Raw genomic sequence first — 15317 nt, 5'->3', positions numbered from 1 at the left:
CGCTACAGCAAGCAGGAGGCCGTGATCATCCTCGTCGACTTCCGGCGGACGATGCTCGGCTACGTCGAGGGCGACCAGCTGCTCGGCTACGCGGTCTCCGCGCCGCAGCTCACCGAGATGATGAAGGACGTCGCCGGGTCGATGACCAAGCGGCTGCCCGGCCCGGACGTCACCCCACAGCAGCTGAAGAACCGGTCCTGGTGGACCGGCCCCGAGCTGTTCCTCATCGTCGACGACTACGACCTGGTGGTCACCCAGACCAGCAACCCGCTCAAGCCGCTGTCGGAGTTCCTGGCCCAGGCCAAGGACGTCGGGCTGCACATGATCGTCGCCCGGCGCACCGGCGGCGCGTCCCGCGCGCTGTACGACCCGATCCTCGGCACGCTGCGGGAGCTGGGCGCACCCGGCATCGTGCTGAGCGGTCCCCGGGATGAGGGCGTACTGCTGGGCGACGTCCGGCCCCGGCCGATGCGACCGGGCCGCGGCACGCACGTCAGCCGGAGAGCGGGCACGCAGCTCGTGCAGGTGTCCTGGATCCCGCCGGAGTAGCGCTCTCGACAACACTCTCGTCAACGGAACCTGTCCTCCACCCATGGCGCCGACCCTGAGCCATGCCAGGATGAGCGGGATGAACACAGCGAGTGACGGTCTTCCGGACCTGCCGGCCGAGGTGTGCGCCCGGCTGCGGGCGGCCCTGCTGCGGACCGGCTACGACGCCGACGGCGTCGTCGGCGTGCTCGGCGGGGCCGCGCACGCGGCGCTGGGCCGCGGCGAGCCGGAGCCGGCGGAGCGGGCCACCCGGGACGCCGGCGAGCTGGGCACGCTCATCCGGCTGTTCCTGCTCGGCGGCACCGAGCCGGCGGCCGCCGTGGCCGCGGCGTTGGCCCCGCTGGACCTGGCCGGCGCGGTCGCCGCCGGCCTGCTCGACGTGTCCGGCGACGACGTGCGCGCCGCGCTGGACCTGCGGCCGCACGGTGACGACGCCGGCTCGTGGTGGGTGCTCGCCGACCTCGACGCCGACCAGCGGGGCGGGGCGGTGCCGTCCGACCACGTGCTCGGCGTCGGGCACGCCTCGCTGAGCCTCGTCCGGGCCACCAGCCGGCGCCCGGCGGGCACCCTGCTCGACCTCGGCACCGGCAACGGCGTGCAGGCCCTGCACGCCAGCCGGCACGCCCGGCGGATCACCGCCACGGACGTCTCCCCCCGCGCGCTGGCACTGGCCGCGGGCACGTTCCGGCTCAACGAGTTGGACGTCGAGCTGCTGCGCGGCGAGTGGTTCGACCCGGTGGCCCGGCGACGGTTCGACCAGATCGTGTGCAACCCGCCGTTCGTCGTCGGGCCGCCACGGGTGGACTACGTCTACCGCGACTCCGGGCTGGCGGGCGACGACGCGAGCGCGCTCGTCGTGCGCCAGCTGCCGGCGTTCCTCACCGACGGCGGTGTCGGGCACCTGCTGGCGTCCTGGCTGCACCGAGTCGGCGAGGACTGGGCCGACCGGGTGACCCGCTGGCTTCCGGCGGGCACCGACGCGTGGTTCGTGCAACGGGACGTGGCCGACCCGGCACTGTACGTGGGCACCTGGCTGCGCGACGCCGGCATCGACCCGCGCTCCCCGGAGGGGCGAGCGAAGTCGGCGGCCTGGCTGGACTGGTTCGCCGAGCACGACGTCGAGGGCGTGGGCTTCGGCTTCGTCACGCTGCGCCGCACCACCGAGCCGCCGACGGTGGTCTGCGAGGACCTCCGGCACGCCTACGACGACCCGCTCGGCGTGGAGGCGGCGCGCTGGCTGGACCGGGTGGACTGGCTGCGCGCGCCCGGCACCGACCTGCTGGCCACGCGGTTCGTGGTGCCGGACACGGTGGTGCTGGAGCGGATCGCCGAGCCGGGCGACGAGGGCTGGGCCACCACGGTCCGCCGGCTGCACCGCACCGACGGCCCCGGCTGGCGGCACGAGCTGGACGAGCCAGCCACCGCGCTGCTCGCCGGCTGCCGCGGCGCGCTGCCGCTGGCTGACCTGCTGGACCTGCTCGCCGCCGCGCACGGCACCCCGCGGGACGCGCTGGTCGAGGCGGCGCTGCCAGTGGTCCGCGAGCTGGTCCGGCACGGCATGCTGCTACCGGCGGAGTGGACGCGATGAGGGCCGTGGTGGCGCGAGTCACCGAGGCGTCGGTCACCGTCGACGGGGAGGTCGTCGGCGCGCTCGACGAGCCGGGACTGCTGGTGCTGCTGGGCATCGCGAAGGACGACACCGCCGACAAGGCCGACGGCATGGCCCGCAAGCTGCACGAGCTTCGGGTGCTGCGGGACGAGCAGTCGTGCGCCACCACCGGGTCGCCGCTGCTGGTGGTGAGCCAGTTCACGCTCTACGGCGACACGCGCAAGGGCCGCCGTCCATCCTGGACCGCGGCGGCCCGCCCGGAGCACGCCGAACGGCTGGTCGAGGCGGTGGTGGCGGCGCTGCGCGAGCGCGGCGCCAGGGTGGCGACCGGGCGGTTCGGCGCGATGATGGCGGTGCGCAGCGTCAACGACGGACCGTTCACCGTGCTCGTCGAGGTGTAGCCGGCGGGTGGTCGAGCGGCGGCGACCCGCTCGCACCGATCTCGCGCCGATGCGGTCTAGACCACACTCGAACGGCGGATTCGCGCCTGGCGCCCAGTTCTCAGGAAAACCTCAGGATTGCTGGAGCAACGTGTCCCGGTCGCGGGTCGTCTTCTGGGGTGGGAACCCGGGAACGAATTCGCCCCGCGGGGCGTTGACCCGGATGTCCAGGCAAGCAGCTGGGATCGCGCGCAGTTTCCACAGGCTGGTGACGCGACACACAGCGCTGGCGTGGCGCAGGTGAACACGTCAGCCCGTGACAGGGGAGGCAGAATGTCCGTCCAAACGCTCGAGCGCGAGGCTCGTGGGATCCGCGAGCGTGAGCTTCCCTCGGCGTCCTTCGAGGCCGACCTCCCGGTGGGGAGCCTGCCCACGGAGCCCGCCGAGCCGGATCTCGACGCTCAGGGCCCCGCTGCCGACCTGGTCCGTGTCTACCTCAATGGTATCGGCAAAACGGCACTGCTGACCGCCGAGGACGAGGTCGAGCTCGCCAAGCGGATCGAGGCCGGGGTGTTCGCCCAGCACGTGCTGGACACCGACGAGAGCCTCTCCCCCACCCGGCGCCGCGAGTTGGCCGCGCTGGTCAGGGACGGGCAGGCGGCCAAGAACCACCTGCTGGAGGCCAACCTGCGGCTGGTGGTGTCGCTGGCCAAGCGCTACACCGGTCGGGGGATGCCGCTGCTGGACCTGATCCAGGAGGGCAACCTGGGCCTGATCCGCGCGGTGGAGAAGTTCGACTACACCAAGGGCTTCAAGTTCTCCACCTACGCCACCTGGTGGATTCGCCAGGCCATCACCCGGGGAATGGCCGACCAGGGGCGGACCATCCGGCTTCCGGTGCACCTGGTGGAGCAGGTGAACAAGCTGGCCAGGATCAAGCGCGACCTGCACCAGCAGCTCGGCCGGGAGGCCACCCACGAGGAGCTGGCCGCCGAGTCCGGCATCGCCGAGAACAAGGTCGCCAACCTGCTCGACCACGCCCGCGACCCGGTGAGCCTGGACATGCCGGTCGGCAACGAGGAGGACGCCCCGCTGGGCGACTTCATCGAGGACTCCGAGGCCACCGACGCCGAGAACGCGGTCATCTCCAACCTGCTGCAGGAGGACCTGCGCCGCGTGCTGGCCACCCTCGACGAGCGGGAGCAGCACGTGATCCGGTTGCGCTACGGCCTCGACGACGGCCAGCCGCGCACGCTGGACCAGATCGGCAAGCACTTCGGGCTGTCCCGGGAGCGGGTGCGGCAGATCGAGCGCGAGGTCATGGCGAAGCTGCGGCAGGGCGAGCGGGCCGACCGCCTGCGGGCCTACGCGAGCTGACCCACCTCGGGTAACCGAGATACACCCGAACGGCTGCGTTGACTTCCGTGGCCGGCCGGGAGACGTTGGAACGACGCGCCGGTGAGGTGCTCCCTCACGGCACGGATCTTCGCGGTGGGCTCGTCCCGCCGCCTTCCCCGGAAGGTCGGGTCCGTCGGGGTGGGCCCGGCCTTCCGACTATGGGGCCCACATTTCCCTCGAACCCCGCTGATCGTTGACTGCCAAGAAGGCCACCTTCATGGCATGACCTGGACGGGTTCGTGGTCAGGTCGTGTGGAGCAGGTCACGTCGGGGGGCGACCCCGGCGCGGGGCCGGGGGCGGCACGGTAGCGTCTGCGCCGTTCTCGGACCGTGTGCAAGGGAGCCCGCGCTGTGACCGCACCCACCACCCCGTTCCAGCACATCGACGTCCTGCCGCTGGGCAAGGACGACACCGAGTACCGGCTCGTGTCCCCGGACGGTGTCCGAATGGTCGAGGCCGCGGGTCGCCGGTTCCTCGAGGTGGAGCCGGCCGCGCTGACCCTGCTGGCCCGCACCGCGATCACCGACATCCAGCACCTGCTGCGCCCCTCGCACCTGGCGCAGCTGCGCGCGATCGTGGACGACCCGGAGGCCAGCGGCAACGACCGCTTCGTCGCGATGGACCTGTTGCGCAACGCCGCCATCTCCGCCGGCGGGGTGCTGCCGATGTGCCAGGACACCGGGACCGCGATCGTGATCGGCAAGCGGTCGGAGGGCGTGCTCACCGGCGGTGCCGACGAGGAGTCGCTGTCCCGCGGGATCCACGAGGCGTACCGGGACCTCAACCTGCGCTACTCGCAGCTGGCGCCGCTGACGTTCTGGGAGGAGCGCAACACCGGGACCAACCTGCCGGCGCAGATCGAGCTGTACCACTCCGGCGCGGGCGAGCCGCGCTACGACTTCCTGTTCCTGGCCAAGGGTGGCGGCAGCGCGAACAAGACGTTCCTGTACCAGGAGACGAAGGCCGTGCTGCACCCCAGGCGGCTGGCCCGGTTCCTGGACGAGAAGCTGCGGTCCCTGGGCACGGCGGCGTGCCCGCCGTACCACCTGGCGATCGTGGTGGGCGGCATGTCGGCCGAGTACAACCTCAAGGTCGCCAAGCTGGCGTCGGCGCGATACCTGGACGAGTTGCCGCGCACCGGGTCGCCACTGGGACACGGTTTCCGCGACGTCGACCTCGAGCAGCAGGTGCTGGCGATGACCAGGGAGTTCGGCATCGGCGCGCAGTTCGGCGGCAAGTACTTCTGCCACGACGTGCGGGTGATCCGGCTGCCCCGGCACGGCGCGTCCTGCCCGGTGGGGATCGCGGTGTCCTGCTCGGCCGACCGGCAGGCGAAGGCGCGGATCACCGCCGAGGGCGTGTTCCTGGAGCAGCTCGAGCGCGACCCGGCGCGGTTCCTGCCGGAGGTCACCGAGGACGAGCTGTCCGAGGAGGTCGTCCGGGTGGACCTGAACCGGCCGATGGCCGAGATCCGGGCGCAGCTGTCGGCGCTGCCGGTGAGGACGCGGCTGGCGCTGACCGGGCCGCTCGTGGTGGCGCGGGACATCGCGCACGCCAAGATCGCCGAGCGGTTGGACGCGGGCGAGGAGATGCCGGCGTACCTCAGGGACCACCCGGTGTACTACGCCGGGCCGGCGAAGACGCCGGAGGGCTACGCGTCGGGGTCGTTCGGCCCGACCACGGCCGGGCGGATGGACTCCTACGTCGAGCAGTTCCAGGCGGCCGGCGGGTCGCTGGTGATGCTGGCGAAGGGCAACCGGTCGCGCAAGGTCACCGAGTCGTGCCGCCGGCACGGCGGGTTCTACCTGGGGTCGATCGGCGGCCCGGCGGCGCGGCTGGCGAAGGACTGCATCCGCAAGGTCGAGGTGCTGGAGTACCCCGAGCTGGGCATGGAGGCCGTCTGGCGGATCGAGGTGGAGGACTTCCCCGCGTTCGTCGTCATCGACGACAAGGGCAACGACTTCTTCGCCGAGACGGCCGAGCCGGTCCTGCAGATCTCCTTCAACCGCTGACCGCGCCCGCGCGGCGCCCACGCTACTGGTAGAGCGCGGCCTGGATCCTCGGGTCGTCGATGTTGTCCTTGTCGTACCAGTAGAACGCCGTGTCGATGCGCGGCGGCAGGCTCTCGCCGTTGATCGCCTTCAGCGCGGCGGCGACGAGCTGCCGGCCCATGTCCACCGGGTCCTGGGTGACCGCGCCGGCCATCACGCCGTTGGTGATCGCGTCGATCTGTGCCTTGCCCGAGTCGAAGCCGACGATCGTGACGTCCTCGGCGCCGCTCTCCTGCACACCCTTGATGACGCCGATCGCGGAACCCTCGTTCGCCGCGTAGATGCCGTCGATGTCCGGGTTGGCCTGGATGATCGACTTGGTGATGTTGGCCGACTTCAACTGGTCACCGCCGCCGTACTGGGCCGGCAGCACGGTGATGCCCGGCGCGTTGTCCCGCATCCACTCCAGGAAGCCGTCGCGGCGATCCTTGCCGGACAGGCTGGTCTGGTCGTGCACCACCAGGGCCACCGTGCCCTCGCCGCCGACCAGCTCGGCCAGGTGCTTCGCCGCCTCGGCCGCGGCCGCCCTGTTGTCCGTGGCCACCGTGGTCTCCGGGACGTCACTGTCCACACCGGAGTCGAACGCGATCACCGGGATGCCCTGCGCCTCTGACTGGCGCAGCAGTGGCTCCGCGGCGCGCGAGTCGAGCGCGGCGAACCCCAGCGCCTGCGGCGACTTGGCGAGCTCGTTGGTGAGCAGGTCGACCTGCTCCTCCACGTCCGCCTCGGTCGCCGGGCCGACGAACGTGATCCGCGCGCCCTTCGCGGCGGCCTCCTGCTCGGCGCCCTGCTTCACGGCCTGCCAGAACTGGTGCTGGAATCCCTTCGACACGATCGCGATGAGCGGGCCCTCCCCGCCGCCACCGCCCTGGCCACACGCGGCTGCCGTCACCGCCATGACGGCAGCCGCGAGCGCCGCACCGATCCTCCTCGTTCTGGTCACCGGGATCTCCTTTGCCGTGCGGGAAGACTAGGTCTCTGGTTTCCTGATGCGGTCGGCGTAGACGGCCACGAGGATCACGCCCCCGAGGATGACGTTCTGCCATTCCTGGGGGATCGACATGATCTGCAGCCCGTTGTTCAGCACCGAGATGATCAGCGCGCCGATCAGGGTGCCGACGATGGAGCCCTTGCCGCCGGACAGCGACGTCCCGCCGATGACGACGGCCGCGATCGCCTGCAGCTCGTAGCCCATCCCCGTGGCCGGTTGCGCCGACCCGAGCCGTGCCGAGATCAGCACGCCGGCGAGGCCGGTGAACAGCCCGGCGAAGGTATAGATCGCGATCTTCCACCGGCGGACGTCGATCCCGGACAGCGCGGTGGCCTCCTCGTTGCTGCCGATCGAGTACGTGTAGCGGCCGAGCACGCTGCGGCGCAGCAGCACCGCGGCGACGACCGCGATCGCCAGCAGGATCAGCACACCGTTGGGGATGGTCAGCCCGGGGACGAGGGTGCCGGTCGAGAGGTCGGTGTAGCCGGGCACGTCGGTGAAGTAGATCGCCGTGCTGTCCGACAGCACGAGCGCGAGCCCTCCGGCGACGAGCATCATCGCCAGCGTCGCGATGAACGGCGGGATGCGCAGCACGGCCACGTTGACGCCGTTCACCAGCCCCATGAGCCCGCCGAACAGGATCGCCAGTGGCACGCCGAGCGCCAGCGGCAGGCCCAGGCGCACCAGGAACACACCGGACATCACCGCGGACAGGGCCATCCCCGTGCCGATCGACAGATCGATCCCGCCGGAGATGATGACGAACGTCGTGCCGATGGCGAGCGTCCCGATCACCACGGTGGAGAACAGGATCGCCATGAAGTTGCCGTAGGAGAAGAAGAACGGGCTGGCGATGGAGAAGAACGCGCAGATCACGATGAGGCTGCCGAACGCGAGCAGCTGCTGGAGGCTGCCGCGGACCGCGGCCACCACGCCGCCGGTGTGCTGGCGATGCCCCTCGGGAGCCTTGACCGTCGTCATTCCCGCCCCGCCTTCCCGTACTCCCGGCCGAGCTCCCCGGCGTCGGCCGCTGTCCCGTCCGGCCGCAGCGTCGCGTAGTGCATGATCGTCTCCTGGGTGGCCTCGGCGGCGTCGAACACGCCCGTCACCCTGCCCTCGCTCATCACCACGACGCGGTGCGACATGCGCAGGATCTCCGGCAGCTCCGAGGAGATCATGATGATCGACTTGCCCTGCGCGGCCAGTTCGTTGAGCAGCTGGTAGATCTCCTCCTTCGCGCCGACGTCGATGCCGCGGGTGGGCTCGTCGAACACGAGGACGTCGCAGTCCTTCACCAACCACCTCGCGATGACGACCTTCTGCTGGTTGCCACCGGAGAGGTGCCGAGTGACCTGGCTCAGCGAGGGTGTCTTGACGCGGAGCGTGTCGGCGGTGGCCCGCGCCGCCGCCCGCAGCGCGCGGTCGCGGACGAAACCGGCTTGGGTGAACCGGTCGCGCAGCGCGGACAGCGCGATGTTGCTCGCGACGTCCTGGTCGAGCAGCAGCCCGAACCGCTTGCGGTCCTCGGACAGGTAGCCGATGCCCAACCGCGCCGCCTCGGCGGGGTTCGCGATGCGCGCCGGCCTTCCGTGCACGGTGATCGTGCCGGCGGTGATCGGGTCCGCCCCGACCAGCGCCCGCGCGACCTCCGTGCGGCCGGCGCCCATCAGGCCGGCGAAGCCGAGGATCTCGCCGTGCCGCAGGTCGAACGACACGTCGGTGAGCAGGTCCCGGGTCCGGAGGCCCTCGACCGTGAGCACGACGTCACGGTCGGGGCGGACGTTCTCCGGCCGCGCCGCGGTGTCGATCGCGCGGCCGACCATCAGCGCGATGATGTCGGAGGTCGCCGCCGACGCCACGTCGAGCGTGTCGACGTACTCGCCGTCGCGGATCACCGTGACGCGGTCGGCGATCCGAGTGATCTCCTCCATCCGGTGGGAGATGTAGATGACCCCGGTGCCCGGCCGGACGAACCGGCGAATCAGCTCGTGCAGCGTCGCCACCTCGGCGTCGTTGAGCGCGGCCGTGGGCTCGTCCATGATGAGCACCCGCGGGTCGTGGGACAGCGCCTTGGCGATCTCCACCATCTGCTGGTTGGCGACGGTGAGGTCGCCGACGACGGCGCGCGGGTCGAGCGGAAGGCGCAGCCGGTCCAGCAGCTCGGCCGCGGCGGCGTTGAGCGCGCGCTCGTCCAGCAGCAGCCGGCCGCGCCGCGGTTCCCTGCCGATGAGGATGTTCTGCGCGACCGTCAGGTGCGGCACCAGGTTGAACTCCTGGTGGATGATGCTGATGCCGAGCTCGAGCGCGTGCCGCGGGCCGGCCGGCCGGTACGGCGCCCCGTCGAGGGTGAACGTGCCGGCGTCGGCGGTGGAGATCCCGGACAGCAGCTTCATCAGCGTCGACTTGCCGGCGCCGTTCTCGCCGACCAGCGCGAGCACCTCGCCGGAGCGCAGCTCCAGCCGCATGTCGCGCAGCGCCCGCACCCCGGGGAAGCTCTTGGCCACGCCCTCGACCTCGAGCAGCGGCTGGATCGTCGTGACGAGGCCGGTCATGGCGTCGCCACCCCGTAGATCTCGGCGGCCGTCCCGGCCAGCACCCGGGCTCGCTCGCCCTCGGGCAGCTCGCCGATGAGCGTCGACAGCACCTCCCACGCGGAGCCGTACCCTCCACAGGGGACGGTCATCGGCCAGTCGCCGCCGTACATCAGCCGCGCGGGCCCGAACAGCTCGACCGCCGCCACCACCGCCGGCCGCGCCGCCTCGACGGTGAGCGGCTCGCCGGGCCGCTGGAGCCCGGACACCTTCGCGACCGTGTTGGGCCGCGCCGCCACCTCGCGCAGCGTCGCGCGCCAGGCCGCGAACTCCTCCCGCGCGCGGGGCGGCTTGCCGAGATGGTCGACCACGATCGTCAGCTCCGGCAGTGCCGCGGCGAGGTCGGCGACGCGGGCGAGGTGGCGGGGCCACGCGTCGGGCACGTCGAACGGAACGCCGCGCTCGGCGAGCAGGCCGAGGGAGCGGCGCACGGCCGGCAGCTCGAGGAAGTCGTCGCGCGGGTCGTCGTGCACGAGGTGGCGCACCCCGCGGAACGCCGGGTGCTCCCACCAGCGATCGAGCTGCCGCTCGGCGGTGGCCGGGTCGTCGAGCCGGACCCAGCCGACGACACCCGCGACCCATTCGTGCTCGGCGGCCTGGGCGAGCAGGAACTCGGTGTCGGTCTCGGAATCCTCGGCCTGCACCAGGATCGCCGTGGCGACGCCGGCGGCGTCCAGTTCGGACCGTGCCCGCTCGGCGGTGAACGTCGCGTGCAGCGGGCTGCCCTCGGGCAGCCACGCGTACTCGCTCACCGCGAGGTCCCACAGGTGCAGGTGCGTGTCGACGACGATCTCCGAAGTCCTGGATGTCACCGATCTCACCACCGGACCAACCCCTTGCCGCGCAGGGTCGTCCACAGCTCGCCGGGCACCGTGGCGCACAGCCGCCGGTGGTCCTGCCGGACCTCGCCGGGAGTGGCGGCACCGACGACGACCGTGCGCACCAGCGGTTCCCGCAGCGGGTAGTGCAGCGCCGCCGTGGGGAGGTCGACACCGAACTCGGCGCACACGGCGGCGATCTCCCTGGCCCTGGTCAGCACCTCGGGTGGCGGGGCGCCGTACTCGTAGTGCGCGCGCTCGGACGGCTCCGGCTCGGCGAGCAGCCCCGAGTTGAACACGCCGGCGGCGACGACACCGACGTCGTGGGCGTGGCAGGCGGGCAGCACGTCGTCGAGCGCGGGCTGTTCGAGCAGGGTGAACCGGCCGGCGACCATGAGCAGGTCGAGCGTCCCGGACCGGGCTCCGGCGGCGAGGGCCGCGGTGGACTTCGAGCCGAGCCCGACCGCCGCGGCGAGGCCCTCCGCACGCAGCGCCGCCACGGCCGGCAGTCCCTCGGCGAGCGCGGGCCCGAGGTCGTGCTCGTCGGGGTCGTGCAGGTAGACGATGTCGACGGAGTCGAGCCCGAGCCGGGAGAGGGACTCGTCCAGGCCGCGCCGGACGCCGGCGGTCGAGAAGTCCCAGACCCGCCGGTGGTCGGCGGGCACGTGGAACCCGTGCTCGACGTCGAGCCGGTGCGCGCCGCCAGGGTCGGGCACCAGGAGGCGGCCGACCTTGGTGGAGACCACGAACTCGGCGCGCGGCTTCGTGGCGAGGAAGGCGCCGAGGCGGCGCTCGGCGAGGCCGAGGCCGTAGTGCGGCGCGGTGTCGAAGTAGCGGGCGCCGCACTCCCACGCCGTCTCCAGCACCGCGCGGGCCCGCTGGTCACTCATCGGCGCGTAGAGGTTGCCGAGACTGGCCGTCCCGAGGGCGAAGCGGGTGCGTGGCGGCAGGGGCGACTCAGCCATACTCGTACTCCACAATGGACGAGCGGTGCAGCTCGGTGCCCGCGCCGGGCGCCTTGGGCGGGTGGTACCGCCCGCCGTGGACGTCGACCGGAGTGATGAAGTGCTCGTGCAGGTGGTCGACGAACTCGATGGCCCTGCCCTCGGTGCTGCCCGACACGGCGACGTAGTCGAACATCGCCAGGTGCTGCACGGCCTCGCACAGGCCGACGCCGCCCGCGTGCGGGCAGACGGGCACCCCGAACTTGGCCGCCAGCAGCAGGATCGCGACGTTCTCGTTGACGCCGGCCACCCGGGTGGCGTCCAGTTGCAGCACCGACAGCGCCCCGGCCTGCAGGAACTGCTTGACCATCACGCGGTTGGCCACGTGCTCTCCGGTGGCGACCGGGATCGGCGCGACGGCACTGGCGATGGCGGCGTGCCCCAGGACGTCGTCGGGGCTGGTCGGCTCCTCGATCCAGGCGAGGTCGAACGGGCGCAGCGCCTTGATCCAGCGGATGGCCTCGCCGACGTCCCAGCGCTGGTTGGCGTCGACGGCGATGCGGACGTTCGGCCCGCAGACCGCGCGGGCGATGCGCAGCCGGCGGACGTCGTCGGCCACGTCCGCGCCCACCTTGAGCTTGATCTGCGGGAAGCCCTCGTCGACCGCCTGCCGGCAGAGGCGGGCGAGCTTGTCGTCGTCGTAGCCGAGCCAGCCCGGGGTGGTGGTGTAGGCGGGGTAGCCCTCGGCGAGCAGCCTCGCCTCGCGCTCGGCGCGGCCGGCCTCGGCGGCGCGGAGGATGTCGAGAGCCTCGGCACGGGTGAGCGCGTCGGTGAGGTAGCGGAAGTCGACGAGGTCGACGATCTCCTCGGGGGTGAGCGAGGCGAGCAGCTGCCACAGCGGCTTGCCCTCGCGCTTGGCCCGCAGGTCCCACAGCGCCGTGACGACCGCGCCGATCGCCATGTGCATGACGCCCTTCTCGGGCCCGAGCCAGCGCAGCTGCGAGTCGTGCACGAGCTCGCGCCACACGCCGCCGAGATCGGCGAGTGTGGCGTCGACGTCGCGCCCGACGAGGTGGCCCTCGAGCGCGCGCAGCGCGGCGACCTGCACGTCGTTGCCCCGGCCGATGGTGAAGACGAACCCGTGGCCGGCGTCGCCCGCGTCGGTGAGCAGGCGGAGATAGGCGGCCGAGTAGTCGGGGTCGGGGTGCATGGCGTCGGACCCGTCCAGCGCCAGCGAGGTGGGGAACCGCACGTCGTGCGTCTGCAGGGCGGCGAACCGGGCCACGCACGCACCCCCTTGTGTGGTCTGTGTCACGGCGAACCTTATACATCGGATGTATCGGCCGTCAAGGGTCGCCACAACCGGGACGGTGGCCTAGCATCTCGAGGGGTCGTCGGACAGACACCCGATCACTGGCGTGAGGAGTGGACAGTGAAGCTCGCCCGGCTGGGCCCCGACGGCGGCGAGCGGCCCGCCGTCGTCGACGGCGGCACGACCTATGACCTGAGTGGACTGACGGCCGATGTGGACGGTGCGTTCCTGGCCTCCGGCGGCATCGCGGCGGCCCGGCGGGCGCTGGCGGTCGGCGAGCTGCCGGAGCTGCCCGGGGCGCGCTCGCTGCGGATCGGCGCACCGATCGCCCGGCCGAGCGCGGTGATCTGCGTCGGGATGAACTACGCCGCGCACGCCGCGGAGTCCGGCTCGGCGCCGCCTCGAGCGCCGATCGTCTTCCTGAAGACGCCGAACACCGTCGCCGGCCCGAACGACGCCGTGGAGATCCCCCCAGGCAGCGAGCGGACCGACTGGGAGGTCGAGCTCGGTGTGGTGATCGGCGCCCGCACCCTGCGGTTGGGCTCGCCCGCGGACGCGCTCGCGCACATCGCCGGCTTCGTCGTGGGCAACGACGTGTCCGAGCGGCGGCACCAGCTGGTCGACTCCGGCGGGCAGTGGAGCAAGGGCAAGTGCGCGCCGGGGTTCAACCCGCTCGGACCGTGGCTGGTGACGCCCGACGAGGTGGACCACGCGGACCTGCGGCTGCGCAGCTGGGTCAATGGCGAGCCCCGGCAGGACTCGACGACCGCGGACATGATCTTCGGCGTCGAGCACCTGGTGTGGCACCTGAGTCAGTACCTCGCGCTGGAACCCGGCGACGTGATCATGACCGGCACGCCGCAGGGCGTGGCGCTGTCCGGACGGTTCCCGTACCTGGCGCCGGGTGACGTCGTGGAGCTGGAGATCGCCGGCCTCGGCCGGCAACGGCAGGAGTTCGTCAAGGCGGGAGAGCGGTGATGGCCGAGTTCGACGGGGTGGTGGCCGCGGTGACCGGGGGCGCGTCCGGCATCGGCGCCGCGGTGGTGCGGGCGCTGGCCGAGCGCGGGGCCAGGGTGGCGGTGCTGGACCTGACGGAGGTCCCCGGCGCGGACGGAATCGTCGGGATCGGCACGGACGTCACCGACGACGCGTCGGTGCGGGCGGCCGTCGCGACCGTCGTGGACCGGCTCGGCGGGCTGGACGTCCTGGTCAACAACGCGGGGATCGGCGCGCAGGGCACGGTCGAGGACAACGACGACGCCGAGTGGTCGCGGGTGCTGGAGGTGAACCTGCTCGGCATGGTTCGGACCAGCCGGGCGGCGCTGCCGCACCTGCGGCGGTCGCGGGCGGCGGCGATCGTGAACGTCGGGTCGATCGCGGCGACGGCGGGCCTGCCGCAGCGGGCGCTCTACAGCGCGTCGAAGGGCGCGGTGGCGGCGCTGACCCGCGCGATGGCGGCCGACCACCTGCGCGAGGGCATCCGGGTCAACTGCGTCCACCCGGGCACGGCCGACACGCCGTGGATCAGGCGGTTGCTGGAGAAGGCCGACGATCCCGTCGCGGAGCGTGCGGCACTGCAGGCGCGCCAGCCGCACGGGCGGCTCGTGTCGCCGGAGGAGGTCGCGCACGCCGTGGTCTACCTCGCCAGCCCGCTGGCCACGTCGACCTCCGGCGTCGGCCTGGCCGTCGACGGCGGCATGCAGGACCTGCGGCTGCGGCCCCGGTGACCGCTATCCCTCGACCAGGGTCTGCCGGATCCACTGCTCGACGCCGGCGATGTGGACGGTGGCCCAGGCCCGCGCGACGTCGGGCTGCCGCGCGGCGAGCGCCTGCTGGATCGCGCGGTGCTCGGCGAGGGTGCGCTCGACGACGCCCTCCTGCGTGATGCCGCGCCAGGTCCGCGCCCGCTGCGTGCGTCCCGACACGCTCTCCACCAGCGACGACAGCACCGGGTTCGCCGAGCCCACCGCGATCCGGCGGTGGAACTCGAGGTCGTTCGCCACGAGCTCGTCGACGGTCGGGGTGTCGCCGAGCGAGTCGAGCAGGGTCACGAGGTCCGCGATGTCGTCGTCGGACATTCGCGCGGCCGCCAGCGCCGTCGCGGCCGGCTCGATGACCCGCCGTGCCTCGAGGAACTGCAGCACCGTGTCGTCGCGGTGGAAGTCGACGACGAACCCCATCGCGTCCATCAGCAGCGACGGCTCGAGGCTGGTGACGTACGTGCCATCGCCCTGGCGCACGTCGAGCACGTGGATCAGGGACAGCGCGCGGACCGCCTCGCGCAGCGAGTTGCGGGACAGCCCGAGCCGCTCGGCGAGGTCCGGCTCGCGCGGGAGCCGGTCGCCGGGCTTGAGCTCGCCATCCACGATCATCTGCTTGATCGCCTCGATGGCGGCGTCGGTCACCGACATCGCGTCAGCCCCTCACGACATCGGAGGGGACGGTGCGGCGCCCGGCGTCGTGGGCGAGCTCCCGGCCGGGCTGCGGCTCGGTGTACAGCGCGATCTCTCCGGCATGGCTGGTCCTTCCTGCGTAATGATCGGGAGGATACATCGGACCTTTTCTCGGCGCGCTCGGTGGCGGTGTGCCGGCCCCCTGCGATTCCCGAAGTCGGTCCGGGCGGGGTCGGTGTCCCGCCTCGAGCAACCGGTGTAGGGCGGCGACGGACTCACC

General features: G+C 72.3%; 13 protein-coding genes and 1 pseudogene. 7 read left to right on the top strand and 7 right to left on the bottom strand.

Features of this window, described 5'->3' with window-relative positions:
- From BM051_RS15645 to BM051_RS15625, 5 genes and pseudogenes are all read left to right on the top strand, one after another.
- Nucleotides 1-549, top strand: a pseudogene (locus BM051_RS15645) (type VII secretion protein EccC); the annotation flags it as partial.
- 79 nt (nt 550-628) lie between these two features.
- A complete protein-coding gene (locus BM051_RS15640; RefSeq protein WP_092530854.1) occupies nt 629-2137 on the top strand; it encodes a DUF7782 domain-containing protein in 1509 nt (502 codons plus the stop codon).
- Nucleotides 2134-2559 carry a D-aminoacyl-tRNA deacylase gene (gene dtd / locus BM051_RS15635; protein WP_092530853.1) on the top strand — a complete coding sequence of 142 codons (426 nt, stop codon included), beginning with the start codon at nt 2134-2136 and terminating at the stop codon, nt 2557-2559. The genes BM051_RS15640 and dtd overlap by 4 nt, the downstream gene beginning before the upstream one ends.
- 312 nt (nt 2560-2871) lie before the next feature.
- The gene (locus BM051_RS15630) at nt 2872-3915 is read left to right on the top strand and encodes a sigma-70 family RNA polymerase sigma factor (protein WP_092530852.1); all 1044 of its coding nucleotides are present in this window, start codon (nt 2872-2874) and stop codon (nt 3913-3915) included.
- 372 nt (nt 3916-4287) lie between these two features.
- Nucleotides 4288-5949, top strand: coding sequence for a fumarate hydratase (locus tag BM051_RS15625; protein ID WP_092530851.1), 1662 nt, complete (start codon nt 4288-4290; stop codon nt 5947-5949).
- A gap of 22 nt (nt 5950-5971) precedes the next feature.
- Here BM051_RS15625 and BM051_RS15620 read toward each other — a convergent pair whose 3' ends face one another.
- From BM051_RS15620 to BM051_RS15595, 6 genes are read right to left on the bottom strand one after another with little or no spacing between them, the layout of a single operon-like run.
- Nucleotides 5972-6931 (bottom strand): ABC transporter substrate-binding protein, encoded by a 960-nt coding sequence (locus BM051_RS15620; RefSeq protein ID WP_243859847.1) that lies wholly within the window; start codon nt 6929-6931, stop codon nt 5972-5974.
- Nucleotides 6932-6958: 27 nt separating this feature from the next.
- Entirely contained in the window at nt 6959-7960 is a 1002-nt protein-coding gene (locus BM051_RS15615; protein WP_092530849.1) for an ABC transporter permease, read from the bottom strand.
- Nucleotides 7957-9531 (bottom strand): sugar ABC transporter ATP-binding protein, encoded by a 1575-nt coding sequence (locus BM051_RS15610; RefSeq protein ID WP_092530848.1) that lies wholly within the window; start codon nt 9529-9531, stop codon nt 7957-7959. Before BM051_RS15610 ends, BM051_RS15615 begins: the two co-directional genes overlap by 4 nt.
- On the bottom strand, nt 9528-10382 hold the full coding sequence (locus tag BM051_RS15605; RefSeq protein WP_092530847.1) for an amidohydrolase family protein: 855 nt from the start codon (nt 10380-10382) through the stop codon (nt 9528-9530). The genes BM051_RS15610 and BM051_RS15605 overlap by 4 nt, the downstream gene beginning before the upstream one ends.
- A gap of 5 nt (nt 10383-10387) precedes the next feature.
- On the bottom strand, nt 10388-11353 hold the full coding sequence (locus BM051_RS15600; protein ID WP_092530846.1) for an aldo/keto reductase: 966 nt from the start codon (nt 11351-11353) through the stop codon (nt 10388-10390).
- The gene (locus tag BM051_RS15595) at nt 11346-12617 is read right to left on the bottom strand and encodes an enolase C-terminal domain-like protein (RefSeq protein ID WP_092530845.1); all 1272 of its coding nucleotides are present in this window, start codon (nt 12615-12617) and stop codon (nt 11346-11348) included. Before BM051_RS15595 ends, BM051_RS15600 begins: the two co-directional genes overlap by 8 nt.
- 147 nt (nt 12618-12764) lie before the next feature.
- Here BM051_RS15595 and BM051_RS15590 point away from each other — a divergent pair, with 147 nt between their 5' ends.
- Nucleotides 12765-13622, top strand: coding sequence for a fumarylacetoacetate hydrolase family protein (locus tag BM051_RS15590; RefSeq protein ID WP_092530844.1), 858 nt, complete (start codon nt 12765-12767; stop codon nt 13620-13622).
- Nucleotides 13622-14371 carry an SDR family NAD(P)-dependent oxidoreductase gene (locus BM051_RS15585; RefSeq protein ID WP_092530843.1) on the top strand — a complete coding sequence of 250 codons (750 nt, stop codon included), beginning with the start codon at nt 13622-13624 and terminating at the stop codon, nt 14369-14371. Before BM051_RS15590 ends, BM051_RS15585 begins: the two co-directional genes overlap by 1 nt.
- Before the next feature lie 3 nt (nt 14372-14374).
- On the opposite strand, the gene BM051_RS15580 is transcribed toward BM051_RS15585, so the two are convergent.
- Nucleotides 14375-15055, bottom strand: a complete 681-nt coding sequence (locus BM051_RS15580) for a FadR/GntR family transcriptional regulator (RefSeq protein WP_092530842.1) — start codon at nt 15053-15055, stop codon at nt 14375-14377.
- Between the last annotated feature and the right edge of the window lie 262 nt (nt 15056-15317).

Origin of the sequence: Amycolatopsis arida (assembly GCF_900115565.1) — a bacterium.
GTDB lineage: Bacteria > Actinomycetota > Actinomycetes > Mycobacteriales > Pseudonocardiaceae > Yuhushiella > Yuhushiella arida.
Note: the sequence above shows the minus strand (reverse complement) of the source record. Positions and strands in the feature narration are given on the sequence as shown.

Bases quoted from the DNA above. Each gene is read 5' to 3' on its own strand.
- BM051_RS15585 (WP_092530843.1), top strand. From the start codon at position 13,622: ATGGCCGAGTTCGACGGGGTGGTGGCCGCGGTGACCGGGGGCGCGTCC.
- BM051_RS15600 (WP_092530846.1), bottom strand. From the start codon at position 11,353: ATGGCTGAGTCGCCCCTGCCGCCACGCACCCGCTTCGCCCTCGGGACG.
- BM051_RS15610 (WP_092530848.1), bottom strand. From the start codon at position 9,531: ATGACCGGCCTCGTCACGACGATCCAGCCGCTGCTCGAGGTCGAGGGC.
- BM051_RS15640 (WP_092530854.1), top strand. From the start codon at position 629: ATGAACACAGCGAGTGACGGTCTTCCGGACCTGCCGGCCGAGGTGTGC.
- BM051_RS15580 (WP_092530842.1), bottom strand. From the start codon at position 15,055: ATGTCGGTGACCGACGCCGCCATCGAGGCGATCAAGCAGATGATCGTG.
- BM051_RS15615 (WP_092530849.1), bottom strand. From the start codon at position 7,960: ATGACGACGGTCAAGGCTCCCGAGGGGCATCGCCAGCACACCGGCGGC.
- BM051_RS15630 (WP_092530852.1), top strand. From the start codon at position 2,872: ATGTCCGTCCAAACGCTCGAGCGCGAGGCTCGTGGGATCCGCGAGCGT.
- dtd (WP_092530853.1), top strand. From the start codon at position 2,134: ATGAGGGCCGTGGTGGCGCGAGTCACCGAGGCGTCGGTCACCGTCGAC.